23 protein-coding genes are annotated in these 25,345 nt (G+C 42.7%); 21 read left to right on the top strand and 2 right to left on the bottom strand.

What is annotated here, in order from left to right:
* Positions 1-35 precede the first annotated feature (35 nt).
* The 11 genes from xseA (at position 36) to C6344_RS06815 (ending at position 12,886) form a co-directional block, all read left to right on the top strand.
* Positions 36-1,382, top strand: coding sequence for an exodeoxyribonuclease VII large subunit (xseA, locus tag C6344_RS06870; protein ID WP_106061666.1), 1,347 nt, complete (start codon positions 36-38; stop codon positions 1,380-1,382).
* Positions 1,379-1,639 carry an exodeoxyribonuclease VII small subunit gene (locus C6344_RS06865; protein ID WP_003215880.1) on the top strand — a complete coding sequence of 87 codons (261 nt, stop codon included), beginning with the start codon at positions 1,379-1,381 and terminating at the stop codon, positions 1,637-1,639. The genes xseA and C6344_RS06865 overlap by 4 nt, the downstream gene beginning before the upstream one ends.
* Entirely contained in the window at positions 1,623-2,519 is an 897-nt protein-coding gene (locus C6344_RS06860; protein WP_374955735.1) for a polyprenyl synthetase family protein, read from the top strand. The genes C6344_RS06865 and C6344_RS06860 overlap by 17 nt, the downstream gene beginning before the upstream one ends.
* Positions 2,520-2,669: 150 nt before the next feature.
* Positions 2,670-4,571, top strand: coding sequence for a 1-deoxy-D-xylulose-5-phosphate synthase (gene dxs, locus C6344_RS06855; RefSeq protein WP_060596820.1), 1,902 nt, complete (start codon positions 2,670-2,672; stop codon positions 4,569-4,571).
* Positions 4,568-5,422, top strand: coding sequence for a TlyA family RNA methyltransferase (locus C6344_RS06850; RefSeq protein ID WP_060596819.1), 855 nt, complete (start codon positions 4,568-4,570; stop codon positions 5,420-5,422). The genes dxs and C6344_RS06850 overlap by 4 nt, the downstream gene beginning before the upstream one ends.
* Before the next feature lie 162 nt (positions 5,423-5,584).
* The gene (gene ahrC, locus C6344_RS06845; protein WP_034661246.1) at positions 5,585-6,034 is read left to right on the top strand and encodes a transcriptional regulator AhrC/ArgR; all 450 of its coding nucleotides are present in this window, start codon (positions 5,585-5,587) and stop codon (positions 6,032-6,034) included.
* A 33-nt stretch (positions 6,035-6,067) separates the two neighbouring features.
* Positions 6,068-7,801 carry a DNA repair protein RecN gene (recN, locus tag C6344_RS06840; RefSeq protein ID WP_060596818.1) on the top strand — a complete coding sequence of 578 codons (1,734 nt, stop codon included), beginning with the start codon at positions 6,068-6,070 and terminating at the stop codon, positions 7,799-7,801.
* Positions 7,802-7,999: 198 nt separating this feature from the next.
* Positions 8,000-9,277, top strand: coding sequence for a SpoIVB peptidase (gene spoIVB, locus C6344_RS06835; RefSeq protein ID WP_034661244.1), 1,278 nt, complete (start codon positions 8,000-8,002; stop codon positions 9,275-9,277).
* A gap of 285 nt (positions 9,278-9,562) precedes the next feature.
* Positions 9,563-10,366 (top strand): sporulation transcription factor Spo0A, encoded by an 804-nt coding sequence (gene spo0A, locus C6344_RS06830; protein WP_012010520.1) that lies wholly within the window; start codon positions 9,563-9,565, stop codon positions 10,364-10,366.
* Positions 10,367-10,821: 455 nt separating this feature from the next.
* Positions 10,822-11,922 carry a Rap family tetratricopeptide repeat protein gene (locus C6344_RS06820; RefSeq protein WP_066030680.1) on the top strand — a complete coding sequence of 367 codons (1,101 nt, stop codon included), beginning with the start codon at positions 10,822-10,824 and terminating at the stop codon, positions 11,920-11,922.
* A 226-nt stretch (positions 11,923-12,148) separates the two neighbouring features.
* A complete protein-coding gene (locus tag C6344_RS06815) occupies positions 12,149-12,886 on the top strand; it encodes a glycerophosphodiester phosphodiesterase (protein ID WP_060596816.1) in 738 nt (245 codons plus the stop codon).
* 34 nt (positions 12,887-12,920) lie between these two features.
* On the opposite strand, the gene C6344_RS06810 is transcribed toward C6344_RS06815, so the two are convergent.
* Positions 12,921-13,157 (bottom strand): DUF2627 domain-containing protein, encoded by a 237-nt coding sequence (locus C6344_RS06810; protein ID WP_034661240.1) that lies wholly within the window; start codon positions 13,155-13,157, stop codon positions 12,921-12,923.
* A 149-nt stretch (positions 13,158-13,306) separates the two neighbouring features.
* On the opposite strand from C6344_RS06810, the gene C6344_RS06805 reads away from it, so the two are divergent.
* The 9 genes from C6344_RS06805 (at position 13,307) to C6344_RS06765 (ending at position 23,727) form a co-directional block, all read left to right on the top strand.
* Entirely contained in the window at positions 13,307-15,379 is a 2,073-nt protein-coding gene (locus tag C6344_RS06805; protein WP_034661239.1) for a sigma-54 interaction domain-containing protein, read from the top strand.
* 125 nt (positions 15,380-15,504) lie between these two features.
* Positions 15,505-16,398, top strand: coding sequence for a phosphate butyryltransferase (gene yqiS, locus C6344_RS06800; protein ID WP_034661238.1), 894 nt, complete (start codon positions 15,505-15,507; stop codon positions 16,396-16,398).
* 25 nt (positions 16,399-16,423) lie between these two features.
* Positions 16,424-17,518 (top strand): branched-chain amino acid dehydrogenase, encoded by a 1,095-nt coding sequence (gene bcd / locus C6344_RS06795; RefSeq protein ID WP_003215658.1) that lies wholly within the window; start codon positions 16,424-16,426, stop codon positions 17,516-17,518.
* A 33-nt stretch (positions 17,519-17,551) separates the two neighbouring features.
* Positions 17,552-18,673 (top strand): butyrate kinase, encoded by a 1,122-nt coding sequence (gene buk, locus C6344_RS06790; protein WP_375565887.1) that lies wholly within the window; start codon positions 17,552-17,554, stop codon positions 18,671-18,673.
* Positions 18,663-20,087, top strand: a complete 1,425-nt coding sequence (gene lpdA / locus C6344_RS06785; protein WP_106072447.1) for a dihydrolipoyl dehydrogenase — start codon at positions 18,663-18,665, stop codon at positions 20,085-20,087. Before buk ends, lpdA begins: the two co-directional genes overlap by 11 nt.
* 17 nt (positions 20,088-20,104) lie before the next feature.
* Entirely contained in the window at positions 20,105-21,097 is a 993-nt protein-coding gene (locus tag C6344_RS06780) for a thiamine pyrophosphate-dependent dehydrogenase E1 component subunit alpha (RefSeq protein WP_034661231.1), read from the top strand.
* 12 nt (positions 21,098-21,109) lie between these two features.
* Positions 21,110-22,093 (top strand): alpha-ketoacid dehydrogenase subunit beta, encoded by a 984-nt coding sequence (locus tag C6344_RS06775; protein ID WP_034661229.1) that lies wholly within the window; start codon positions 21,110-21,112, stop codon positions 22,091-22,093.
* A gap of 18 nt (positions 22,094-22,111) precedes the next feature.
* Positions 22,112-23,368, top strand: a complete 1,257-nt coding sequence (locus C6344_RS06770) for a dihydrolipoamide acetyltransferase family protein (RefSeq protein WP_066030685.1) — start codon at positions 22,112-22,114, stop codon at positions 23,366-23,368.
* A 65-nt stretch (positions 23,369-23,433) separates the two neighbouring features.
* On the top strand, positions 23,434-23,727 hold the full coding sequence (locus tag C6344_RS06765; RefSeq protein WP_034661226.1) for a YesK family protein: 294 nt from the start codon (positions 23,434-23,436) through the stop codon (positions 23,725-23,727).
* A 15-nt stretch (positions 23,728-23,742) separates the two neighbouring features.
* On the opposite strand, the gene C6344_RS06760 is transcribed toward C6344_RS06765, so the two are convergent.
* Positions 23,743-24,636 (bottom strand): YegS/Rv2252/BmrU family lipid kinase, encoded by an 894-nt coding sequence (locus C6344_RS06760; protein WP_060596809.1) that lies wholly within the window; start codon positions 24,634-24,636, stop codon positions 23,743-23,745.
* Between the two features lie 171 nt (positions 24,637-24,807).
* Here C6344_RS06760 and C6344_RS06755 point away from each other — a divergent pair, with 171 nt between their 5' ends.
* Entirely contained in the window at positions 24,808-25,245 is a 438-nt protein-coding gene (locus C6344_RS06755) for a BrxA/BrxB family bacilliredoxin (protein ID WP_034661224.1), read from the top strand.
* The last annotated feature ends 100 nt before the right edge of the window (positions 25,246-25,345 follow it).

The raw sequence follows: 25,345 nt of genomic DNA, 5'->3' as shown, positions 1-25,345 counted from the left end.
GATGAATGTGCGTTTTTGAAGAGGAGGAATACGTCATGAGTGAAAAAGCCTTTGTGACGGTCACAGCCCTTACAAAATACATAAAAAGAAAATTTGATGTTGATCCGCATTTAGAAGATATTTGGATCAAAGGTGAGCTATCCAATGTAAAGATTCATTCAAGAGGACATGTGTACTTCACCTTAAAAGACGAAAACGCACGCATGCAAGCTGTCATGTTCCAGCGCTCTGCGTCTAAGCTGCCTTTCTCTCCTAAGAGCGGAATGAAGGTGTTTGTACGCGGCGGGATTCAAGTATATGAACCAAGCGGCAACTATCAATTATATGCAAAAGAAATGCAGCCTGATGGTGTTGGTGCTCTTCATCTTGCTTATGAAGAGCTGAAGAAAAAGCTGGCAAGTGAAGGCTTATTTGATGCGCGCTATAAAAAAATGATTCCTGAATATCCAGAGGTTGTTGGTGTGATTACATCTCCAACAGGAGCGGCTGTTCGAGATGTCATTACGACCATCAACCGGCGCTATCAGCAGGCGAAAATCATTGTGCTTCCGGCGCTTGTCCAAGGTGAACATGCGACCCGTTCCATCGTAGAGCGGATCAAGGAAGCGAATGAAAAACAGCTCTGTGATGTCTTGATTGTCGGAAGAGGAGGCGGTTCGATTGAAGAGCTTTGGGCTTTTAATGAAGAAGCTGTCGCAAGGGCCATCTTCGCATCAGACATTCCAATCATATCTGCAGTTGGGCACGAAACAGACTTTACGATCAGTGATTTCACTGCAGACATGAGAGCACCCACACCAACAGGAGCAGCCGAACTTGCTGTTCCAAGCACGACCGATTTAATTGAACGAATCAAATCAATCGATATACGGCTGACAAGAGCGGTAAAGAATCAAACCTCACAAGCGAAAGACCGTCTTGTGGCGCTGCAATCCTCGTATGCCTTCCGTTTTCCAAAACGATTACAGGAGCAAAAAGAGCAGCAATTTGATTTGGTATTTGACCGTTTTCAAAAACAGCTGACGAGACAAATTGAGCAAAAACGCAGTCAACTAGACAGACAAACATACAGGCTGAAGCCGCTTCATCCTAAAGAGCAGCTGCTTCAGGCGAAAAAACGCCACGCCAATGAATCAGAACAGCTCATCCGCAGTATGAATGTGCAAATGAAAACAATTCATTCGCAGTTCCAATCGGTTCTTGGTAAACTAAATGCATTAAATCCACTTCAAGTGATGGAAAGAGGCTACAGCTTAGCCTATAAAGAAGAAGAACTGATAAAAAGTGTGAACCAAGTAGAGACGAAGGATCAGCTGACTATCACGATGAAAGATGGACGTCTGATTTGTGAGGTTATTGAGAAGGAGGGGCAATCATCATGACAGAATCCAATAAACAAAAAGAAGAACAAATGACATTTGAAGAGGCGATGAAAGGTCTTGAGGAGATTGTGGGAAAGCTCGAGGAAGGAGATGTACCACTTGAGCAGGCCATTCATTATTTCCAAGAAGGCATGACCCTTTCGAAGCTTTGTCATGAAAAATTACAGCATGTTGAAAAGCAAATGGATTTCATTTTAAAAGAGGACGGTGAGCTGGCTCCCTTCTCAGTGAAGGAGGCAGATGCTGGTGACAAGTAATTTAAATGAATTTTTAACAACACGAAAACAGGCCATTGAAGATTATTTATTTACATATGTTCAGGAATTGACGATTCCAGAAGACCTGAAATCTTCTATGCTCTATTCTCTTAAAGCGGGCGGGAAAAGGCTTCGACCTGTTCTCGTTCTTGCTCTATTACATGCCTACGGTAAAAACGAAGAAGACGGTATACCTGTCGGCTGTGCAGTTGAGATGATTCATACGTATTCATTGATACATGACGACCTTCCTTGCATGGACGACGATGACCTTCGCAGAGGAATACCGACAAATCATAAAGTGTACGGAGAAGCAACAGCGGTTCTCGCAGGTGATGCCCTTTTAACAGAAAGCTTCCGCCTGATTACATCACAGCTGTCTAGCAGCGTCTCAGCTGACAAAAAGCTCAGAATTGTAGAGGAGCTTGTAAAGTCAGCAGGTGCACTAGGAATGGTTGGCGGTCAATTTGACGACATGGAAGCAGAGCAAAAACAAGTATCGCTTGCTGAACTAGAATCCATTCACGCCCGTAAAACAGGAAAGCTTCTTACGTTCAGCGTCGCGGCAGGTGCAATGCTGGCAGGAGCATCAGATGACGATATCGAAAAGCTAAGGGAATTCAGCTATCATATTGGCATTGCGTTTCAAATCCGTGATGACATTTTAGATCTTGAAGGAAACGAAGAAAAAATCGGCAAACGGGTCGGCTCTGATACAGCAAATGAAAAGTCGACATATCCTTCTTTATTAACGCTTTCAGGAGCAAAAGAAAAACTGCATGAGCACATCACACGTGCAAAAGAAATTGTCTCAAATCTTCAATTAGAGCAGCAATTGCTGCATGATTTATGTGATCTAATTGCCTCAAGAGATCATTAAAAACAGCCTAGATTTGAGGGTCCTCGAGCAATTGTGGTAAACTGTAAACAGTTTATTATGATGAGACAACTCTTATTCCCTATTGGTTTTCAAAGGAATAAGGCATTATAGCTGTATATAGAAATTTTGTTGAAAGCGAGTTGATCCTAATTGGATCTTTTATCAATAAAAAATCCAACGTTTCTAAAAGGAATGTCAAATGCAGAATTAGAGGAGCTTAGCGCTGACATTCGCATGTTTTTAATTGAGTCCTTAGCTAACTCTGGCGGGCATATCGGTCCGAACCTGGGAGTCGTTGAACTGACTGTTGCGCTTCATAAAGTATTTGACAGCCCAAAAGACAAATTCCTCTGGGATGTTGGACATCAGTCTTACGTTCATAAGCTGTTAACGGGAAGAGGGTCGGAGTTTGATACACTTCGTCAATATAAAGGGCTTTGCGGTTTTCCTAAACGAAATGAAAGCGAACATGACGTTTGGGAGACAGGTCACAGTTCAACCTCGTTATCTGGTGCGATGGGTATGGCGGCAGCGCGTGATATTAAAGGGACAGATGAATATATCCTGCCGATTATCGGAGACGGTGCACTAACCGGAGGGATGGCGCTGGAAGCTTTGAATCATATCGGTGATGAAAAGAAAGATATGATTGTCATATTAAACGACAATGAAATGAGTATTGCACCAAACGTTGGTGCGATTCACACAATGCTTGGCAGATTACGTACAGCAGGCAAATACCAATGGGTAAAGGACGAGCTCGAATATTTATTCAAGCGCATTCCAGCTGTAGGCGGAAAGCTTGCTGCCACAGCAGAGCGTATCAAAGACAGCCTCAAATATTTACTTGTATCTGGCATGTTTTTTGAGGAAATGGGATTTACTTACTTAGGTCCTGTAGACGGACATTCGTATGAAGATCTTTTTGAAAATCTTGAATATGCAAAGAAAACAAAAGGTCCAGTTCTTCTGCATGTCATTACGAAAAAAGGAAAAGGCTATCAACCGGCAGAATCCGATAAAATCGGGACTTGGCACGGTACTGGTCCATACAAAATCGATACCGGTGATTTTGTAAAACCGGCAGCAGCAGCTCCGTCTTGGAGTGGTCTCGTCAGTGAAACGGTCAGAAAGCTGGCGCGGGAAGATGAGCGGATTGTTGCGATCACGCCTGCGATGCCTGTTGGTTCAAAGCTTGAAGGCTTTGCGAAGGAATTTCCAGAGCGGATGTTTGATGTAGGAATTGCCGAACAGCATGCAGCCACAATGGCAGCTGGGCTTGCGACGCAGGACATGAAGCCATTTTTAGCGATTTATTCAACGTTCCTGCAAAGAGCCTATGACCAAGTGCTGCACGATATTTGCCGTCAGAACCTCAACGTATTTATTGGCATTGATCGTGCGGGACTTGTCGGTGCAGATGGAGAAACCCATCAAGGTGTGTTTGATATTGCTTTTATGCGTCATATGCCGAATATGGTACTTATGATGCCAAAAGATGAAAATGAAGGACAGCACATGGTCAATACAGCCATTCAGTACGATGACGGTCCTATTGCTATGCGTTTCCCGCGCGGTAATGGGCTGGGCGTGAAAATGGATGAACAGCTGAAAACCATTCCGATTGGGTCCTGGGAGGTTCTTCGTCCAGGGAAGGACGCTGTCATTTTAACATTTGGTACTACGATTAAAATGGCGCTTCAAGCAGCAGAAGAACTTCAAAAAGAAGGGAAATCAATTCGTGTCGTCAATGCTCGTTTTATTAAGCCTCTTGATGAAGCGATGTTAAATGACATTCTTTCTGAAGGTATTCCGATTTTAACGATTGAAGAAGCTGTGCTCCAAGGCGGATTTGGCAGCAGCGTCTTAGAATATATACACGATAAGAAAGCATCTCATATCAAAGTAGAGCGTATGGGCATTCCAGATGAATTTATTGAGCATGGAAGTGTTGATGCCCTGCTTGAAGAAATTGGTCTGACGAAAGCACACGTTGCTGACTCTTTACGTGACCTGCTTCCCGCAGCACCAAGAAAAGGAATTGGATCATGACATCAAAGAAAGAACGACTTGACGTTTTATTAGTCGAACAAGGACTAATGGAAACGAGAGAGAAAGCAAAGCGTGCCATCATGGCAGGGATCGTTTACTCAAATGAAAACCGTTTGGATAAACCAGGAGAGAAAATCGCTCGTGATACTCCGCTCACTGTGAAGGGGAACCCTCTGAAATATGTGAGCCGCGGCGGGTTAAAGCTCGAAAAAGCACTCAAAGAATTCGACTTAACCGTTGAAGGGAAATTGCTAATCGATATTGGTTCATCAACAGGCGGATTTACAGATTGTGCTCTTCAAAATGGAGCGGTCAAATCATATGCTGTTGATGTTGGCTACAATCAGCTTGCGTGGAAATTAAGGCAGGATGACAGGGTAATCGTCATGGAGCGCACCAATTTCCGTCACTCCGTCCCAGCAGATTTTACTGAAGGGTTGCCAGAAGTAGCATCAATTGATGTCTCTTTTATTTCACTTAAACTCATCCTGCCGGCTTTAAAGCACATTCTTGTCCCAGGCGGAGACTGTATTGCACTCGTCAAGCCTCAATTTGAAGCAGGCAGAGAGCTTGTTGGGAAAAAAGGCATTGTGCGAGATCCGTCCGTCCACCTCGGTGTACTGGAAGAGATGAATCAGTTTGCTGCAAAAGAAGGCTATGATGTAAAGGATGTATCATTTTCGCCTATTACTGGTGGAGACGGGAATATTGAGTTCCTTCTTCATTTAGTGCTTCATTCCGATCAAGAAGAGAATGCGGCACTTCCGGCTTCAGAGCTTGAAAAGGTCGTCAAGGAAGCCCATTCTGTATTGAAAGAAAAGAAAAACAGCCCTGAGCCGGCTGACACATGAGATCATCGAAACAAAAGGAATAATAGCTCGCTATTATTCCTTTTTACATGGTCAAAAGACGAGAATTGACCGATTCTCACGTAATGCTTGTTTTTTGAACTGTGGTTCATATAACATAGAACGTAAAGACAAACTGAGATCAAACGCCTAGGGGGGTCAAACATGAATAAAGGTCAAAGGCATATTAAGATTAGGGAAATCATTGCGGGCCAAGAGATTGAAACACAGGATGAACTAGTCGATATTTTAAAAGCCGATGGATATAACATCACACAAGCGACCGTTTCAAGAGATATTAAAGAATTACACTTAGTGAAAGTGCCGACGAACAATGGAACATATAAATACAGTCTTCCTGCGGATCAGCGGTTTAACCCGCTGTCTAAACTGAAGCGATCCTTAATGGATGCATTTATCAAAATGGATGCTGCCAGTCATTTAATCGTCCTCAAAACCATGCCCGGTAATGCTCAGGCCATTGGGGCTTTAATGGATAATTTAGATTGGGAAGAAATCATGGGAACCATTTGCGGAGATGATACCATTTTGATCATTTGCCGCACACCAGATGATACGGAGACAGTTTCGAGCAAAATTTTAGAGCTTCTATAAAGAATCAGGTTTACAAAAAGAGGTGTCAAATGAGTGTTAGCAGAACTAACCATTAAAAACTTTGCAATCATTGAAGAGTTAACGGTTTCGTTTGAAAAAGGACTCACAGTCCTAACAGGGGAAACAGGTGCTGGAAAATCCATCATGATTGACGCAGTCTCACTTCTTGTAGGAGGGAGAGGGTCGTCTGAATTTGTTCGTTATGGTGAAAAAAAGGCAGAGCTGGAGGGGCTTTTTCTTGTGCCAGCCGATCACCCTGTATTTGCTTTATGCGAAGAGCAGGGAATTGACGCATCGGATGAAATGATGATTCTTCGCCGTGATATTAACAATAACGGAAAAAGCATCTGCCGCATCAATGGCAAACTTGTCACGATCTCACTTTTACGCGAGGTAGGACGCCTTTTGCTCGATATACATGGGCAGCACGATAACCAGTTATTGATGGAGGATGAAAATCATCTGCATTTGCTCGATCAATTTGGAGCAGAAGAAATTGCACCTGCTTTGTCACAATATCAAGAAGCATATGAGCAATATACAAAGACAGCCCAAAAGCTAAAACAGCTCTCTGAGAATGAGCAAGAGATGGTGCACCGGTTAGATTTACTGCAATTTCAGCTAGAGGAGATTGAAGCGGCACAATTAGAGCCGGGAGAAGATGAGAAGCTTCAAGAAGAGCGCCATCAGATCAGCAACTACGAAAAAATCTTTTCCTCACTTCAAAACGCATATAATGCCTTGCGCAATGAGCAGGGAGGACTTGATTGGGTTGGCATGTCATCAAGCGAGCTCGAGCAGGTTTCTGAGATCAACGACGATCTGAAAAAGCTATCCGAACAAGTGTCGAACTCCTATTACTTATTAGAGGATTCGACGTTCCAAATGCGAAGCATGTTGGATCAATTAGAGTTCGACCCAGCACGTCTTGATTTTATTGAATCTAGGCTGAATGAAATGAAGCAGTTAAAACGAAAATATGGGACAACGGTTGAGGAAATTTTGGAGTATGCGGCGAAGATAGAAGAAGAAATAGATCAAATTCAAAATCGAGACAGCCACCTGCAGACGCTTAAAAACAAACTGGATGCAATGAGCCGTGATGCCCTGCTTGAAGCACTTAACGTTTCAGAGCTTCGTAAAAAATGGGCGAAAAAACTAGCGAAGCAAATTCAAACAGAACTAAAAGATTTGTATATGGAGAAGTCAACGTTTGATACATCCTTTTCCATTCGGTATGCGCCTTTTAGCAGCACGGATAATCCGCTGCTAGATGGAAAGCCCGTCCAGCTTGGAAAAAACGGAATCGACCAAGCTCAATTTGTGATCTCTACTAATCCTGGCGAACCGATGAAATCTTTATCAAAAGTTGCCTCGGGTGGAGAAATTTCACGTGTCATGCTCGCCGTGAAAAGTATTTTCTCAGCCAAACAAGAAGTCACGTCCATTATTTTCGATGAGGTGGATACGGGCGTAAGCGGCAGAGTGGCACAGGCGATTGCCGAAAAAATTTACAAAGTGGCGGCTGGCTCACAAGTGCTCTGCATTACGCACCTCCCGCAAGTAGCAGCAATGGCTGACACGCATCTCTTCATTTCTAAACGCTCTAAAGCCGGCAGAACACTGACAAGCGTCAAACCATTAAGTCATGAAGAAAAAGTGAGTGAAATTGGCAGGATGATTGCGGGTGTGGAAGTCACTGAGCTGACAAAACAGCACGCAAAAGAATTGCTTCATCAAGCAAATGATGTCAAAACAACAGGGTAGCTGAAAAATCAGCTGCCTTTTTTATATTGTGTCAAAATCGCTGTATATACCCGTGAAATCGTCTTTTTCTTTTATCAATTTATCCAATCATTTTCTATAGGTGCCGGTTATAAATCCTAGCGAAGAAGGCAAAAGTAAAGATGTAGCCAAAACATGAGTGTTCTGGTGTGGGTAAGGAGCGAGGAGAGTGAAAAATGAATGCCCGAAAAGATGAGAAAAGCCATTGGTGTGATTCTCCTTGTTTCTTTAATAAGTACAGGGTTTATGAGCATAGTGAAGGAATACATCAGCATTCCAACAAATGTTGCTGTATTTGAAAAACAGAAGCACTCAATTGACACATCAATAGAAGCGTCAGCCAATGCTTCTTCACAAGCCTTTAGTCTTTCAGAGAAAAAGAATCAGCTTGAAGTGACAGGACAAAAGGCGGGAAAAGCCGAAATTGTTTATGATTTTAAAGGATTTCCTATTAAGAAAACAAAAGTCGACGTTCTCCCTGAATTAAAAGTAGTTCCTGGAGGACAATCCATTGGCGTCAAGCTCCACTCTGTAGGAGTTCTCGTTGTAGGTTTTCATCAAATCACAACAGCAGACGGCAAAAAATCACCAGGCGAAGCCGCAGGCATTCAATCAGGGGATATGATCATTGAAATCAATGGTCAAAAGATGGAGAAAATGAATGACCTCACCCCATTTATCCAGAAAGCAGGAAAAACAGGTGAAACGCTTCGTTTACTCATAAAAAGAGACCATAAAACCTTTCAAACAACATTAACACCCGCAAAAGATGCAAGTGAAGGCACCTATCGAATTGGTCTTTACATTCGAGATTCCGCAGCAGGAATCGGCACGATGACCTTCTTTGAACCATCTTCTAAAAAATATGGTGCCCTTGGGCATGTGATTTCTGACATGGATACAAAAAAACCAATCGTTGTCAACAATGGTGAAATTGTCAGATCAACCGTGACATCAATTGAAAAAGGCACAGGAGGCAACCCTGGAGAAAAATTGGCGAGATTCTCTTCCGAACGAAAAACGATAGGGGATATCTCCCGCAACAGCCCATTTGGTATCTTTGGTACGTTAACCGAAAAGCTTGAAAATCATGTATCAGACAAACCGCTTCCAGTCGCTTTATCAAATGAAGTAAAAGAAGGTCCAGCAGAAATTTTAACCGTTGTGGATCATGATAAAGTGGAGAAGTTTGATATTAAAATCGTCAGCACGACACCGCAGAAATTCCCGGCAACAAAAGGGATGGTATTGAAGATAACAGATGAACGTCTTTTAAGTAAAACGGGCGGTATCGTCCAAGGCATGAGCGGAAGCCCCATCATCCAAAACGGAAAGGTCATTGGAGCGGTCACACACGTATTTGTCAATGATCCGACAAGCGGGTACGGCGTACACATTGAATGGATGCTGTCAGAAGCAGGAATCGATCTTTATCAAAAAAACAAAAAAGCAAGCTGATCATCAAACTGCCGCGAATCTCCCGGCAGTTTTTTTCTCCCCTTTCTTTCTCTGCCATCATGTTATAAAATAAGGAAAAAGAGATTTTTCGACAAAATGGAAAATAGTATGTTGTCAAATTGCAATAATCGTCGATTCGTTAAGAAAAACGTAGAAAAAGCTAGATAATGCTCTATTATTCGGAAAATTAAAGTTTTTTAAAGGGGATAGCATGGTTTTGTCGAATTGAACACTCAGAAGAGAAATGCAAAAGACTAAAGGAATCGACATTGGGGAGGAAAGAACGTGGAGAAAATTAAAGTGTGTGTAGCTGATGACAATCGAGAGCTTGTTGGCCTTTTGACAGAGTATATTGAGGGACAGGAAGATATGGAAGTACTTGGCGTGGCGTATAATGGTCAGGAATGTCTGACATTATTTAAAGATAAAGAGCCCGACGTTCTCCTCTTAGATATTATCATGCCTCATTTAGACGGTCTTGCTGTACTGGAACGCCTCCGTGAAAACAATGACATGACCAAACAGCCAAGTGTGATTATGCTAACGGCGTTTGGACAAGAAGATGTCACGAAAAAAGCAGTTGATTTGGGCGCATCCTATTTCATCTTAAAGCCATTTGATATGGAAAACCTAGTCGGTCATATTCGTCAAGTCAGTGGAAACGGCACACAAGTCACACATCGATCTTCATCTATCCAAAACAGTGTCCTTCGGAACAAACCTGAACCGAAACGTAAAAACTTAGATGCGAGCATTACGACGATTATTCATGAGATTGGCGTACCCGCTCATATTAAAGGATATTTATACTTAAGAGAAGCGATTTCGATGGTGTACAATGACATTGAGCTTCTCGGAAGCATCACAAAAGTGTTGTACCCAGACATCGCGAAGAAATTTAACACGACTGCCAGCAGGGTAGAACGAGCGATTCGTCATGCGATTGAAGTTGCTTGGAGCAGAGGAAACATCGATTCCATTTCCTCACTCTTTGGTTATACAGTCAGCATGTCTAAAGCGAAACCAACCAATTCTGAATTTATTGCTATGGTGGCTGATCGTCTGCGCTTAGAGCATAGAGCTAGCTAGTTCATTCTCTTAAAAAAACGTTTCTGCAAAGAGGCGTTTTTTTATTTCGAAAAATATTGTTAAAAATTGGTTGTATTGATACAATCATCTTATTGTTTCATTTGGACAACTCGGCTTGCTTTATTTTCGGAATAAAATGAAAAATAAAGCATGAAAGAAATGGGTATGTCATAAATTAGTGGTAATCAGCTACGCCAATCAATTGTTTGGTCTTCAAATAGAAGAAGAAAAAGCTCATTCGTAAGGAAAAGGATGAGAGGAAAAGGTCTGATGGATTTGGTAAATAAAGCAAATAAGATCGAAAGTTCTATTTCTATTGACCTGATTGGTTGGCGTTTTAAAGTCACTGGCTTCTTAGAGATTGTGCCATTTGAACTGAATATTCCCATTGTCGAATTTAATAATTTTCACATTCTTTTACTATGCTATAATAATGAGAAGAAGAGGGTGAGGTTATGGGAAAGCTGAAAATCCACTCTGCTGAGGTAGCGAACGAAATTAGCAAGTGGACGAGGGTCATTTCTCAGAATGACCTAGAAAAATCTGCTGTCTATAAAGAGAAAATTCAGAATTTGCTAAAAAATACAGATGAAGACCGTGAAGTTCTCCTTTATTATCAGCTTGTTAATGGCAGACATGAAATGTTACTTGGAAATATTGAAAAAGCCAATCACATTATGAAGAGTGTCGGAACGCTCGATGAGAAAGCAGATGACATTATTAATTTTTATTTTTACTTTTACAAAGGCCAATATGCTGCATATGTGAAAAAGTATGATGAAGCCATCAGTTTTTACAAAATTGCAGAACAGCGCCTAAAACGTGTGAATGAAGACCTGGAAGTAGGAACTTTTCACCATAAGGTTGCTTCAATCTATTACGAACTGAAACAAAATTTCATATCCATTAATCATATTAAAAAAGCCATCGATACGTTCAAAGCGCATGAAGAGTATACAGCGCAGGCGATTGACAGTTTGATTTTACATGCAAGTAATTGTATTGATTTGTTTCAATTTGAAGAAGCAGAAGAAAAATACCAAGAAGCACTTGAGAAAAGTAAACGCATTAACAATGAAGTGCTGATTGGGAAATGCTATCACAATTTAGCCGTTCTTTATTATGCGAAGCCTGATTATGAAAAAAGCGCACAATATGCCAAAAAAGGGATGGGCATTCAAATTCACCGTGACAATAGCCATTATTACATCCAATCTTTATATGTTCTGGCAAATGCCTTGGTTCATCTAGGAGATCAAGAGGCGAAGGAATATATTAAAGAGGGTATTCAGTATAGCTGCGATATCCAAAATAATGAATATATAGTAAAATTTGAAATTTTGGATTTGATGTGCGAAAATAGTGGAGCAGCAGACGTATTCTCTGAAAAATTAGACTACATAGAAAAAAATAGATTATATGTGGAGCTTGAGGATTTGTCTGAACAAATATCGAAATACTTCAAGGAACGAAATGACTATCAAAACGCCATTCGTTTTCTTGAAAAGAAATTCGATGCACAAATACTTCAAAAGAAAGTGGAGGTTATCTTATGAAAAAGTTGTTGTTAGGTGTAACCGTCGTTACAGCAGTCGCAGTTGTTTCTTCCCTTTTTGCTCTTGACGCAGAGACGACAGAGCAAGCCATCAGAGCGATTACGTGATCGAATTTACCTGTGAGCCTCTTCGTACTAATCAGAAGAGGTTTTTTTATGTGCTCAAACTGGAAAAATGAAAAGAGACACGTCATAATGAAAGGAAGCATCATACTTAGAGGTGACCTATGACGAAAATTTTTGCACACAGAGGTTTTAAAGGAATCTACCCTGAAAATACCATGATAGCCTTTGAGCATGCACTCCATTCTGGAGCTGACGGAATTGAGCTCGATGTTCAGCTGACGAAAGATGGCAAGCTTGCTGTCATTCACGATGAGAAGCTGAACAGAACAACGAATATGAAGGGCTTAGTGAAAGACCATACATATGAAGAGTTAAAAGCAGGAGATGCGAGTCATTCTTTCTATGAAGAAACCGGTGCTGTATCCATTCCTCTTTTAGAGGAAGTATTGGAGTTAGTGACGCAGCAACCATCACTCATCATCAATATTGAACTGAAAAATTCCATTTATCGATATCCTGGTATTGAAGAGAAAGTAAAGGAGCAAATTGAACACTTTCAAATAGAAGATCGTGTACTTGTCTCATCGTTTCATCATGGGAGTTTAGCTCTTTTTCACAAGCTGATGCCGCATGTTGAGCTTGCTGTTCTCACAATGGATGTGATTCATCAGCCGGAGATGTACTTGAAAACAGTACCTGCAAGAGGTTATCATCCGAATATAAAGGGCGCAGGGGTGACAAAAGAAGTCGTGTCGGCTCTCCGTGCCGCTCAGCAAGTGATCAGGCCATTTACGGTAAACAGTGAAAAGCAGATGAAAAGCATGTTTTCCTTAGGTGTCGATGGAATTTTCACTGATTTTCCTGACAGAGCCGTCAAAATAAGAGAAGAAATGAAATAAAGACCTGCTATCAGAAGCGGGTCTTTTTTCATGTCTATCTCTGCTTAAAGCGGGTGGTCACTTTATTGCGTTTGCGGTCTCTATATAAAATAAAGCCAGCGACTACATAAAGACCTCCTCCTAAAAATAACAACCCTGCAATTCCTTGCAGCCATAAAAATGGAAATGGTGCAATGATGATGCCGAAAACCGTGTCACGCAGCAGCTTAATCCCAAGTGCAGCAAGCGCGCCAGGTATTAAAATAATCACTAATGCAAGTATTCTCCCCATCAAATGTCCCCTTAAACGTCATTTACTTCCATTGTCTAATTCAAAAAATATTTTGTCAAGAAAGGAAAACGTGGTAATATAAGAGTTGTGCAATTTTTTGCAACGGAAAAATATGGTGTGCAAATTTTTTCATATAAAGGGGTAACGGGATGCAGAGAGTCTTGATTGTCGGTGCAGGACACGGTGGATCAATATTGCTTGAAACATTGCTGAAAACAAATATGATTCAAATCGTTGCGATCGCCGACCTTGATCTTGGGGCACCGGGGATGGTAGAAGCGAAAAAGAATGGAATCGATACGACAACGGATTGGAAAGAATACATAAAAGATGACATTGATATCATCATTGAAACAACGGGCAGTTCAGCTGTGCTTAAAGAACTGATGAAAGAAAAACGAGAGCATGCTGTCATTGTTCCGAGTTCGATGGCATACGTCATATCAGAATTAATGTCAGAAAAGCATCAGCTCATTCAAATATTAAAGGAACAAACCTATAAACATGACCGCATTTTTAATGCAACGAACGATGGCATGATTTTTATTAATATGGATGAAGAAGTCGTCCTATTTAATCGGTCGGCTGCCAAAATGGTTGGATGTTCGCAAAAAGATGCGATTGGCCGTCACATACGTGAAGTCATTCCAAACACAAAGCTTCCCGATATTTTAAGATCGAGGGAGCCTGAATTTAATCAAAAACAATTTCTGAATCAGCAAATACAAATTGTCACAACGCGTTTGCCAATTATTGATGACGCAGGAAGAATGCTGGGCGCTTTATCGATCTTCAAAGATATTACAGATGCGGTGGAGCTTGCGGAGGAAGTCACAAACCTCAAAGAAGTGCGGACAATGCTTGAGGCTATTATTCAATCATCGGATGAAGCGATATCCGTCGTAGATGAGCAGGGGAAAGGAATTTTAATCAACCGAGCTTACACGAAAATGACGGGGTTAACAGACAAAGAAGTTGTGGGCAAACCAGCAGGTGCGGATATTTCTGAAGGCGAAAGCATGCATTTGAAGGTGCTTGAAACGAGAAGGCCGGTTCGAGGCGTTAGAATGAAAGTCGGACCAAATAAGAAGGATGTGATCGTCAACGTAGCGCCAGTGATCGTTGATGGCATTCTAAAAGGCAGTGTCGGCGTCATTCATGACGTATCAGAAATTCAATCACTCACCAATGAATTGAATAAAGCAAGACAGCTCATCCGGACACTTGAGGCAAAGTACACATTTGAAGACATTATTGGAGAAAGTGAGCAAATGCTTGTGGCACTTGAGCAGGCAAAGCTAGGGGCAAAAACACCAGCCACCATCTTACTCAGGGGAGAATCAGGTACTGGGAAAGAGCTGTTCGCGCACGCTATACACAATGAAAGTGACCGGAAATATAATCGCTTTGTAAGAGTCAACTGTGCGGCCTTATCGGAAACCCTTTTAGAGTCAGAGCTTTTTGGCTACGAGGAAGGAGCGTTTTCTGGTGCAAGGCGCGGCGGTAAAAAAGGGCTGTTTGAAGAGGCAAATCACGGCAGTATTTTTTTGGATGAAATTGGTGAAATGACGCCAAGTACACAAGCGAAATTATTACGCGTCATGCAGGAGAAAGAAATTGTCAGAGTAGGCGGAACAAAAGCCATCCCTGTTGATGTACGTGTGATCACCGCAACAAATGTCAATATTGAAAAAGCGATGGCGGAAGGAAAGTTCAGAGAGGACTTATATTATCGCATGAACAGATATCCGATCTCTATTCCGCCGCTAAGGCAGCGCCTTGAAGATATTGACTCCTTAAGCAAACGTCTCATCCAGAAGATCAATTTAGACTATGGACGAAATGTGAGCGGCTTAACGGAAGGGGCGCTCGATAGACTTCGATCCTACAGCTGGCCTGGAAACGTAAGAGAACTGGAAAATGTCCTTGGACGAGCCATGATCTTTTTGAACCCGCAAGAAGAATGGATCGATGAAGATCATATTTCCTTCATGGAGTCAGAAGAGCAGGAAGAAAAAGAGCAGCAGGAACTGGCTGTCAGTCAATTTGAGGGAGAGACACTTTCGGATGCTGTTGAGGCATTTGAAGCGCAGCTGATTAAACAAACCCTTGAAAAGCATCAATTCAACCGCACGAAAACAGCGAAAACGTTAGGGATTAGCATTCGAAACCTTTACTATAAAATGGATAAATATCAACTTGCAAAAGATAGCATGCAATAAAATGCATGTTACCTGCAAAAAATTGCATGTATTTCATGCGAAATGCCTTATGTCGCTGCATTTCAAGCTGGCACAGAACTTGCATATGAAAACCATGAACCGAGCATAAGGAAAGGTGGACATATATGAAGCTTGACGATCTGATTATGAAAGCCGCCCAGCTGCAAAATAAAACTGCTGCTGTGGCTCATGCAGAAGACGAAGAAGTGCTTCATGCCATCAAGATGGCAATTGAACGAAAGGTCGCTCGCTTCCTGCTGGTTGGGAACAAACGCAACCTGAAGGAGCTGGTGAAACAGCATGAGATCAATGAGGACTGGATAGATATTATTCATTCGGATTCTCCTGAAGAATCAGCCAAAATTGCCGTGCAGGCAGTGAGTGAGAAGCATGCAGATATATTGATGAAGGGGCATGTCCCGACAGCCGTTCTTTTAAAAGCGGTACTGAATAAAGAGTACGGGCTGCGGACAGCGAGTGTCCTATCACATGTCGCGGCATTCGAAGTGCCGGGCTTTGATCGTTTTATTTATGTCACGGATTCTGCGATGAACATCGCGCCCGATTTAAATATGCTCAAAGAGATCACGATCAATGCTGTTCAAGTAGCACAAGCTGTCGGAAACGACATGCCAAAGGTGGCAGTGTTATCTGCGGTAGAGGTCGTGAACCCGGCAATGGATTCAACTTTGACAGCGGCAAGTCTGGCACAAATGAATAGGCGAGGTCAAATTTCTGGCTGCCTCATTGATGGACCTCTTGCTTTAGACAATGCCATTTCTCAAACGGCAGCTTCTCATAAAAATATTACGAGTGATGTCGCCGGTCATGCAGATATTTTGCTTGTGCCAACGATTGAAGCAGGGAACATTCTTTATAAATCTCTCATCTACTTTGCACATGCAAAGGTGGGAGCTGTGGTGGCAGGAGCGAAGGCGCCGATTGCCTTAACAAGCCGATCGGATACAGCCGAAAGTAAGCTTTATTCAATTGCACTTGCCATCTGTACATCAAATTAAGCGGAAGTCATAGGAGGAATAAACAATGGAACTTTTTAAATATATGGAACGATACGATTATGAGCAGCTTGTATTTTGTCAGGATGAACAGTCTGGCTTAAAAGCCATTATTGCTATTCATGATACAACACTTGGGCCAGCACTAGGCGGGACGAGAATGTGGACGTATGAAAACGAAGAAGCAGCGATCGAAGATGCGTTACGTCTAGCAAGAGGGATGACTTATAAAAACGCAGCAGCAGGCCTGAATCTTGGCGGCGGGAAAACAGTCATCATCGGTGACCCGAGAAAAGATAAAAATGAAGAAATGTTCCGTGCGTTTGGACGCTACATTCAAGGATTGAATGGCCGCTATATCACAGCGGAGGATGTCGGTACAACGGTAGAAGACATGGATCTTATTCATGAAGAAACAGACTTTGTGACAGGTATTTCTCCTGCATTTGGTTCTTCCGGAAATCCGTCTCCTGTTACGGCTTACGGTGTATATAAAGGGATGAAAGCTGCTGCCAAAGCTGCATTTGGGACCGATTCATTAGAAGGAAAAACAATTGCTGTCCAAGGTGTTGGGAATGTGGCCTACAATTTGTGTAAACACCTGCACGAAGAAGGTGCACAGCTAATTGTCACAGATATCAACAAAGACTCTGTAAAGCGAGCTGTTGAAGACTTTGGTGCAAAAGCAGTAGACCCTGACGATATTTATGATCAAGCATGTGATATTTATGCACCATGTGCACTTGGTGCAACGATTAACGATGTAACGATTCCTAAGTTGAAAGCAAAGGTCATCGCAGGTGCAGCCAATAACCAGCTGAGAGAAACGCATCACGGCGATCTTATCCATGAAATGGGCATTGTCTATGCACCTGATTATGTGATCAATGCAGGCGGCGTGATTAACGTTGCTGATGAGCTTTATGGCTATAATGCAGATCGTGCGATGAAAAAAGTGGAAGGTATTTACCAAAATATTGAACGTGTCATTGAAATTTCAAACCGTGATGCCATTCCAACTTATAAAGCGGCAGACCGATTGGCAGAGGAGCGAATTGAAAGAATGCGCAAATCAAGAAGCCAATTCCTGCAAAATGGTCAACATATTTTAAGTCGTCGCTAATTTGAAGAATGAGTTGAAACGGAGGTTTTGTTTTTGCTGACAAAAGAATGGCGTATTCTCACAATTAATCCTGGCTCTACTTCAACAAAAATCGGTGTGTTTCACAATGAACGATCTATTTTTGAAACGACACTCAGACATACAGATGAGGAATTAAAGCAATTCCCACATATCATTGATCAATTTTCATTTCGTAAAGAAACAATCCTGAAAACGCTGCATGAACAAGGGATGAACATCTCAAAGTTTGATGCAGTGTGCGCACGCGGCGGCCTTCTCCGGCCTATCGAAGGAGGCACATATGAAGTCAATGAGCAAATGACCCAAGACCTCAAAGAAGGATATGCCGGCCAGCATGCATCAAATCTGGGCGGTATCATTGCACGAGAAATTGCACTTGGCCTGAACATCCCAGCTTTTATTGTCGATCCAGTTGTGGTGGATGAACTAAAACCAATTGCTCGTATTTCAGGGCTGCCAACGATTGAAAGAAAAAGCATCTTCCATGCATTAAATCAAAAAGCAGTCGCAAGAAAAACGGCTGCATCCTTTGGGAAGCGTTACGAAGATTTGAACATGATTATTACGCATATGGGCGGCGGCATCACCATTGGTGTACATGAAAAAGGAAAAGTCATTGATGTCAATAACGGACTGCATGGCGAAGGACCTTTCAGCCCGGAGCGAGCGGGGACCCTGCCAACAGGTGACCTCGTCAATCTTTGCTTTTCTGGTGAGTATAGCCAAGAGGAAATGCTGAAACGCATTATTGGTGAAGGCGGACTTGCGGGCTACCTTGGCACGACAGATGCTGTGAAAGTGGAGCGCATGATTGAAGCAGGCGATGAACGGGCGGCGCTGATTTATGAAGCGATGTGCTATCAAATTGCCAAGGAAATCGGTGCGGCTAGTGCTGTCTTAAAAGGAGCAGTTGACGTCATTGTGTTAACAGGCGGACTTGCGTACAGCAAACAAATTACATCAAGTATTAGAGGATACATTGACTGGATTTCAGATGTTGTCGTGTATCCAGGCGAAAATGAACTGCAATCCTTAGCAGAAGGTGCACTTCGTATTTTAAAAGAAGAAGAATCACCGAAAGAATACCCAAATGATCAACGAATGAAGAAAGGAGTGACAAGTCATGGCAACTGAATATGACCTCGTCATTCTTGGTGGAGGCACAGGCGGCTATGTAGCGGCCATCCGTGCCTCACAGCTTGGATTGAAAACAGCAGTTGTAGAAAAAGAAAAGCTTGGCGGAACATGTCTGCATAAAGGATGCATTCCGTCTAAAGCGCTGCTTAGAAGTGCAGAAGTCTATCAAACCGTCAAACGTGCTGCTGATTTTGGCGTTGAGGCAAACGGCATTGCCTTGCAATTTGCCAATGTGCAGAAAAGAAAAACAGAGATTGTAGAGAAACTAGCAGGCGGCGTCAAACACTTAATGAAACAAGGAAAAATTGATGTCTATGAAGGGATCGGCCGTATCCTTGGTCCATCTATCTTTTCGCCAATGCCAGGAACCATCTCCGTAGAAATGGCAAATGGAGATGAAAATGAAATGCTCATTCCAAAGCAGGTCATTATTGCGACAGGTTCAAGACCACGGGTGCTGCCTGGGCTTGAAGCAGATGGGACGCACATTCTTTCATCAGATGATGCACTTGAACTGCCAGAGCTTCCACAGTCAATGCTCATTGTCGGCGGCGGGGTGATCGGAATTGAGTGGGCTTCCATGCTCAATGATTTTGGTGTGAAGGTGACTGTGATTGAATTTGCAGATCGCATATTGCCAACAGAGGATCATGACATTTCTAAAGAAATGGAAAAGCTTTTATCTAAAAAAGGCATCACCTTTGTGAAAAATGCGAAAGTACTGCCAGATACCATCAAAAAGCAGGAGAATCTCGTGACGATTCTAGCAGAAAAGGATGGAGACATTCAGACGTTTGAAGCGGAAAAACTTCTTCTTTCAGTCGGCAGAGTACCAAATATTGAAGGCATTGGTCTTGAAAACACGGACATCCAAACAGAAAAACAAGGCATTGTCGTGAATGAACATTATCAAACGAAAGAATCGCATATTTACGCAATAGGAGATGTCATTGGCGGGCTTCAGCTGGCACATGTGGCTTCACACGAAGGCATGATTGCTGTGGAACATATGGCTGGGAAAGATCCAAAGCCGCTCGATGAAACGCTCGTATCTAAATGTGTCTACTCTCACCCAGAAACCGCTAGTGTTGGACTCACTGAACAGGCGGCAAAAGAGCAAGGCTTCGAAGTGAAAATGGGGAAATTTCCATTTATGGCGATCGGTAAAGCGCTTGTGTACGGGGAATCTGATGGATTCGTCAAAATCATTGCCGATCAAAAGACAGATGATATTTTAGGGATTCATATGATTGGTCCTCATGTAACAGATATGATATCTGAAGCTGGATTAGCCAAAGTACTTGATGCAACGCCGTGGGAAGTGGGGCAAACGATCCACCCGCATCCAACCTTATCAGAGGCGATTGGTGAGGCAGCTCTTGCTGTTGACGGGAAGGCGATCCATTTTTAATCAAGGAGGGAAATAAGATGAGTAACATGCGTCATCATGAATTAGGATTATCAGATGAACAAGCAATTGATATATATAGAACAATGCTTCTAGCAAGGAAAATTGATGAACGGATGTGGCTTTTAAACCGTTCTGGTAAAATTCCATTCGTGATTTCTTGTCAAGGGCAGGAAGCGCAGCAAGTCGGTGCTGCTTTTGCTCTCAATAGAGAAGAGGATTACGTCTTACCTTACTACCGTGATATGGGGGTTGTCCTCGCATTTGGGATGACAGCCAAAGATTTAATGATGTCTGGTTTCGCAAAACAAGACGATCCAAACTCGGGCGGAAGACAGATGCCAGGTCATTTTGGACAAAAATCAAATCGAATTGTGACGGGATCTTCACCTGTCACAACGCAGGTTCCTCATGCAGTGGGGATTGCACTTGCTGGACGTCTGGAGCAGAAAAACTTTGTCAGCTTTGTCACGTTCGGTGAGGGCTCTTCAAACCAAGGTGATTTCCACGAAGGCGCTAACTTCGCTGCTGTGCATAAGCTGCCTGTTATTTTCATGTGTGAAAACAATAAGTACGCGATTTCCGTGCCGTATGACAAACAAGTGGCATGTGAACGCATTTCAGATCGTGCAATTGGGTACGGAATGCCTGGTGTAACCGTTGATGGCAATGATCCGCTTGAAGTATATGCCGCTGTCAAAGAAGCGAGAGACCGTGCGGCAAGAGGCGAAGGACCAACGTTGATTGAAACGATCTCTTACCGTTTAACTGCGCATTCAAGTGATGATGATGATTCAAGCTATCGAGAAAAAGAAGAAGTGCTCGAAGCGAGAAAGAAAGATCCGCTCATCCAATATGAAACGTATTTAATCGAAGGAAACGTCATGACTTCTGAAATGAAAGAAGAGATGACAAAAGAAATCATGCAAATCGTAAACGAAGCGACTGATGAAGCGGAAAACGCTGCTTATGCTGATGCAGAAAGCGCACTTCGTTACGTGTATGCGGAGTAAGGGGGAAGAAAAATGCCTGTTATGTCATATATAGACGCCATTACACTGGCGATGAAAGAAGAAATGGAACGAGATCCAAAAGTGTTTGTGCTCGGAGAGGATGTCGGGAAAAAGGGCGGCGTATTTAAAGCGACAGCGGGTCTTTATGAGCAATTCGGAGAGGCGCGCGTCATGGATACACCTCTTGCAGAATCAGCCATTGCTGGTGTAGGTATTGGGGCAGCGATGTATGGAATGCGCCCAATTGCGGAGATGCAATTTGCGGATTTCATTATGCCTGCAATCAACCAAATCATTTCAGAGGCTGCGAAAATCAGATACCGCTCAAATAACGATTGGAGCTGTCCAATGGTCATCCGCGCACCTTACGGGGGCGGTGTACACGGGGCGCTTTATCATTCACAATCGGTTGAAGCGATTTTTGCCAATCAGCCTGGTTTGAAGATTGTCATGCCTTCTACACCTTATGATGTAAAAGGTCTTTTAAAGGCTGCGGTGCGTGATCCAGATCCTGTATTGTTCTTTGAACACAAACGTGCCTACCGTCTCATCAAAGGAGAAGTACCTGAGGAGGATTACACACTCCCTATTGGAAAAGCAGATGTGAAACGTGAAGGCGATGATATCACGGTCATTACATATGGCCTCTGTGTCCATTTTGCGCTGCAAGCAGCAGACCGCCTTGCGAAAGACGGCATTTCTGCGCATATTCTCGATTTGAGAACAGTGTACCCGCTCGATCAGGAAGCCATTATTGAAGCGGCATCAAAAACAGGCAAAGTGCTTCTTCTAACGGAAGATACAAAAGAGGGCAGCATCATGAGTGAGGTAGCGGCGATCATTTCGGAGCATTGCTTATTTGATTTAGACGCACCAATCAAACGTCTAGCCGGACCAGAAATCCCGGCAATGCCTTATGCGCCGCCAATGGAAAAATTCTTCATGGTCAATCCAGATAAGGTAGAAGCTGAAATGAGAGAGCTAGCGGCGTTTTAAGAAAGAGGAGGGTTTCAAGTGGCAATTGAACAAATGAAAATGCCTCAGCTAGGTGAAAGTGTAACAGAAGGAACCATTAGCAAATGGCTCGTTTCACCTGGCGATCATGTGAATAAATACGATCCGATTGCGGAAGTCATGACGGATAAAGTGAACGCAGAAGTCCCGTCATCTTTTACAGGAACGATTACAAAGCTATCGGCTGAAGAAGGCGATACGCTGCAAGTAGGAGAAGTGTTCTGTGAAATGGAAGTAGAAGGCAGCTCGCAGCAGAGTGCGAAAGAAGAAGCGGCACCTGAGCAAAGTGAAGCACCTGAAGCAGATCAAACAAAAGAGAATCAAAGTCAAAAGAAACGCTACTCTCCAGCAGTCCTTCGTTTAGCAGATGAGCACAGCATTGATTTAGCTGCTGTTCAAGGAACCGGAGCAGGCGGACGAATCACAAGAAAAGATTTACTTCAGCTTATTGAAAACGGCGGCGTACAAGAGAAGGCAGCACCTGTTAATGAACAGGCGGTAAAGCCGGAGCCTGCGCAGCCATCAAAACCAAAAGCGGCCCCTTCCGTCTCTACAATGCCTGGTGATGTTGAACTGCCAGTCACGCCAATTAGGCAGGCGATTGCGGCAAATATGCTGAGAAGCAAACATGAAATTCCGCACGCATGGACGATGATGGAAGTCGATGTGACAAACCTTGTGACAAGAAGAAATCAGCTCAAGGACCAATTTAAAGCAAAAGAAGGCTTTAATTTGACGTTCTTTGCGTTCTTTGTCAAAGCAGTGGCTCAGGGCTTAAAGGAATTCCCAGAAATGAACAGCATGTGGGCTGGAGATAAAATTGTTCAAAAGAAAGCAATCAATGTCTCGATTGCTGTTGCGACTGATGACGCTCTTTTTGTTCCAGTCATTAAGGATGCGGATGAAAAAACGATTAAGGGCATCGCCAAAGAAATTCATGAGCTTGCTTCCAAGGTGAGACAAGGAACGCTGAAGCAAAGTGACATGGAAGGCGGCACCTTTACTGTAAACAACACGGGATCATTTGGTTCTATACAATCCATGGGAATCATTAATTACCCGCAAGCGGCGATTTTACAAGTAGAATCGATCGTGAAGCGTCCAATGATTGTAAACGGCATGATTGCAGCAAGAGACATGGTCAACCTTTGTCTTTCATTAGATCACAGAGTACTTGATGGTCTTGTATGCGGCAGATTCCTTCAACGAATAAAACAAATCCTTGAAGGCATTGACGAGCAGACATCTGTTTACTAAAACAAGAATGTCCCCCTCCCGATATGGAGAGGGGGATTTCTACATAATGAGAAAGGAGCGGTGATATGTCTGGATTAGACTTTTTTGCGTTTTTAACGGTTGGGCTCATGTTTATCACAGCAATTGCGTTCGCTTTTCTTCGATATATTTCTAAATCACGCAATCATCCTGAAAGATTACTACTCATCATATCAATCGTTTCAATGATTCAAATTGTGTATTGCTTGCTGATTGTCGGTGGATTTAAAGGAGCAGCAAATAGCCTCTTAGGAATTTCTCTTCTTGCTGGGACGCTGCTTGGCTATGCACTTGAATATTTATACAGACGCTATATCAAAAAAACGCCCGAAAAAGAATGATCTCGGGCGTTTTCTTTATTCTGCTGGAACAATAAAGGTCAAATGCTGTTTTAACGCTTCTAAAGAAGTTGGGGCTGTCATATACACTTCGCCATCTGTATCAGCATCCATTTCCTCCTTTGTATGGATCTGAATATTGGATGCTTGAATGAGGGAGAGGTCCCCGGTGAAATCCTCCAGTTCTTCCCGGTTCATAGAAAAGATTTCTTTTAGAGCAGAGAAGCTCGTATTTCTGCAAATTAAGATTTCTGCTTTCCCATCATCAATTGCTGCATTGGGCAAATCAATTTTATTTGTCCCGATGAAATGTCCATTCATGACAAGAACGATGACGGCTTCTTCTTCCCAGCTTTCCTCCTCTGTTTCAATTCGTACGTGAAAAGGATCTGTTTGCTGCAAGGTGCGCAGGGCACTTGTGAAGTAGCTGATTTTGCCGAGTACAGCTTTTTCCTTGTCATTAATATTGTTGGATGTGTCTGCAATCAGCCCGATGCCCCAAAAGTTTAACAAGTATCGATCTCCTGCTTTGATTAAGTCGACCTTCTTTTCTATGCCGTCTACAATTATTTGAGCGGCTTTTTGCATTTGTTGCGGAATACCAAGCGTTCGAGAAAAGTCATTGCATGTCCCGCCTGGTAATATCGCTACAGCCGGCCTTTTTTCTAAACCGCCGATGCCATTCATGCATTCATGCACGGTTCCATCTCCGCCTAATATGATAAGCAATTCTATCGTCTCATCAATTGCACGACAGAATTGATAAGCATCATTTGGCTGTTTTGTTGGTTTAAGAATGAGTTCATCAATATGTAGAGAAAGAAGAGGTACTGTTTGACCGAGAATTTTTTCCATGTTTTTTTGTCCAGCATTTCCATTATAAATGAGCATCGCTTTTTTGAATTGTGCCATCACGCAGTTCTCCCTTTCATCTCTTTATCATCACTTTTCCCCAATTTGACAGCTCATAAACGATGTTCGGAAAAAGTGGGGGGATGAAAAGACAACACATTTGCCCGCAGGCGTTTTCCTTGATATGATGTTGTTAAAATGGTTTTGGCATGCTAAAGGAGTGGACGGACAATGAATATTGATTTTAATTTATTTATGAATGATATTGTGAAACAAGCGAGAGAAGAGATCAAACAGGCAGGCTATACTGAGCTTACATCATCTGAAGAGGTAGATGAAGCACTGTCTAAAAAAGGCACAGCACTTGTGATGGTGAATTCAGTATGCGGATGTGCTGGCGGTATTGCAAGACCAGCTGCAGGCTATTCTGTTCATTACGATAAGCGTCCAGATCAATTGTTGACAGTGTTTGCTGGACAAGACAAAGAGGCAACAGCAAGAGCCCGTGAATACTTTGAAGGCTTCCCGCCATCTTCACCATCCTTTGCATTATTAAAAGATGGAAAGATCATTAAAATGGTCGAACGTCATGAAATTGAAGGACACGAGCCAATGGAAGTCGTGTCAAAGCTTCAAGCTGCATTCGATGAGCATTGCGAAGAAATTTAACGTGTGACGTTTGAATGATGAAATATAAAGCAGTCCGGTCTTTAGATCGGTCTGCTTTTTGTTTTATAAGACCATTGAATCAAAATAATTTTAGCAAAAT

The organism is Bacillus sp. GBSW19, assembly GCF_002998655.1.
Lineage (GTDB): Bacteria > Bacillota > Bacilli > Bacillales > Bacillaceae > Bacillus.
Note: the sequence above shows the minus strand (reverse complement) of the source record. Positions and strands in the feature narration are given on the sequence as shown.

Excerpts from the sequence above, each read along its gene's own strand:
- C6344_RS06865 (WP_003215880.1), top strand. The coding sequence starts at position 1,379 with ATGACAGAATCCAATAAACAAAAAGAAGAACAAATGACATTTGAAGAG.
- C6344_RS06810 (WP_034661240.1), bottom strand. The coding sequence starts at position 13,157 with ATGGGGAGAATACTTGCATTAGTGATTATTTTAATACCTGGCGCGCTT.
- ahrC (WP_034661246.1), top strand. The coding sequence starts at position 5,585 with ATGAATAAAGGTCAAAGGCATATTAAGATTAGGGAAATCATTGCGGGC.
- lpdA (WP_106072447.1), top strand. The coding sequence starts at position 18,663 with ATGGCAACTGAATATGACCTCGTCATTCTTGGTGGAGGCACAGGCGGC.
- C6344_RS06765 (WP_034661226.1), top strand. The coding sequence starts at position 23,434 with ATGTCTGGATTAGACTTTTTTGCGTTTTTAACGGTTGGGCTCATGTTT.
- C6344_RS06780 (WP_034661231.1), top strand. The coding sequence starts at position 20,105 with ATGAGTAACATGCGTCATCATGAATTAGGATTATCAGATGAACAAGCA.
- spoIVB (WP_034661244.1), top strand. The coding sequence starts at position 8,000 with ATGCCCGAAAAGATGAGAAAAGCCATTGGTGTGATTCTCCTTGTTTCT.
- C6344_RS06775 (WP_034661229.1), top strand. The coding sequence starts at position 21,110 with ATGCCTGTTATGTCATATATAGACGCCATTACACTGGCGATGAAAGAA.
- C6344_RS06860 (WP_374955735.1), top strand. The coding sequence starts at position 1,623 with ATGCTGGTGACAAGTAATTTAAATGAATTTTTAACAACACGAAAACAG.
- bcd (WP_003215658.1), top strand. The coding sequence starts at position 16,424 with ATGGAACTTTTTAAATATATGGAACGATACGATTATGAGCAGCTTGTA.
- C6344_RS06815 (WP_060596816.1), top strand. The coding sequence starts at position 12,149 with ATGACGAAAATTTTTGCACACAGAGGTTTTAAAGGAATCTACCCTGAA.
- C6344_RS06805 (WP_034661239.1), top strand. The coding sequence starts at position 13,307 with ATGCAGAGAGTCTTGATTGTCGGTGCAGGACACGGTGGATCAATATTG.
- C6344_RS06760 (WP_060596809.1), bottom strand. The coding sequence starts at position 24,636 with ATGGCACAATTCAAAAAAGCGATGCTCATTTATAATGGAAATGCTGGA.
- xseA (WP_106061666.1), top strand. The coding sequence starts at position 36 with ATGAGTGAAAAAGCCTTTGTGACGGTCACAGCCCTTACAAAATACATA.
- C6344_RS06850 (WP_060596819.1), top strand. The coding sequence starts at position 4,568 with ATGACATCAAAGAAAGAACGACTTGACGTTTTATTAGTCGAACAAGGA.
- C6344_RS06820 (WP_066030680.1), top strand. The coding sequence starts at position 10,822 with ATGGGAAAGCTGAAAATCCACTCTGCTGAGGTAGCGAACGAAATTAGC.
- yqiS (WP_034661238.1), top strand. The coding sequence starts at position 15,505 with ATGAAGCTTGACGATCTGATTATGAAAGCCGCCCAGCTGCAAAATAAA.
- C6344_RS06755 (WP_034661224.1), top strand. The coding sequence starts at position 24,808 with ATGAATATTGATTTTAATTTATTTATGAATGATATTGTGAAACAAGCG.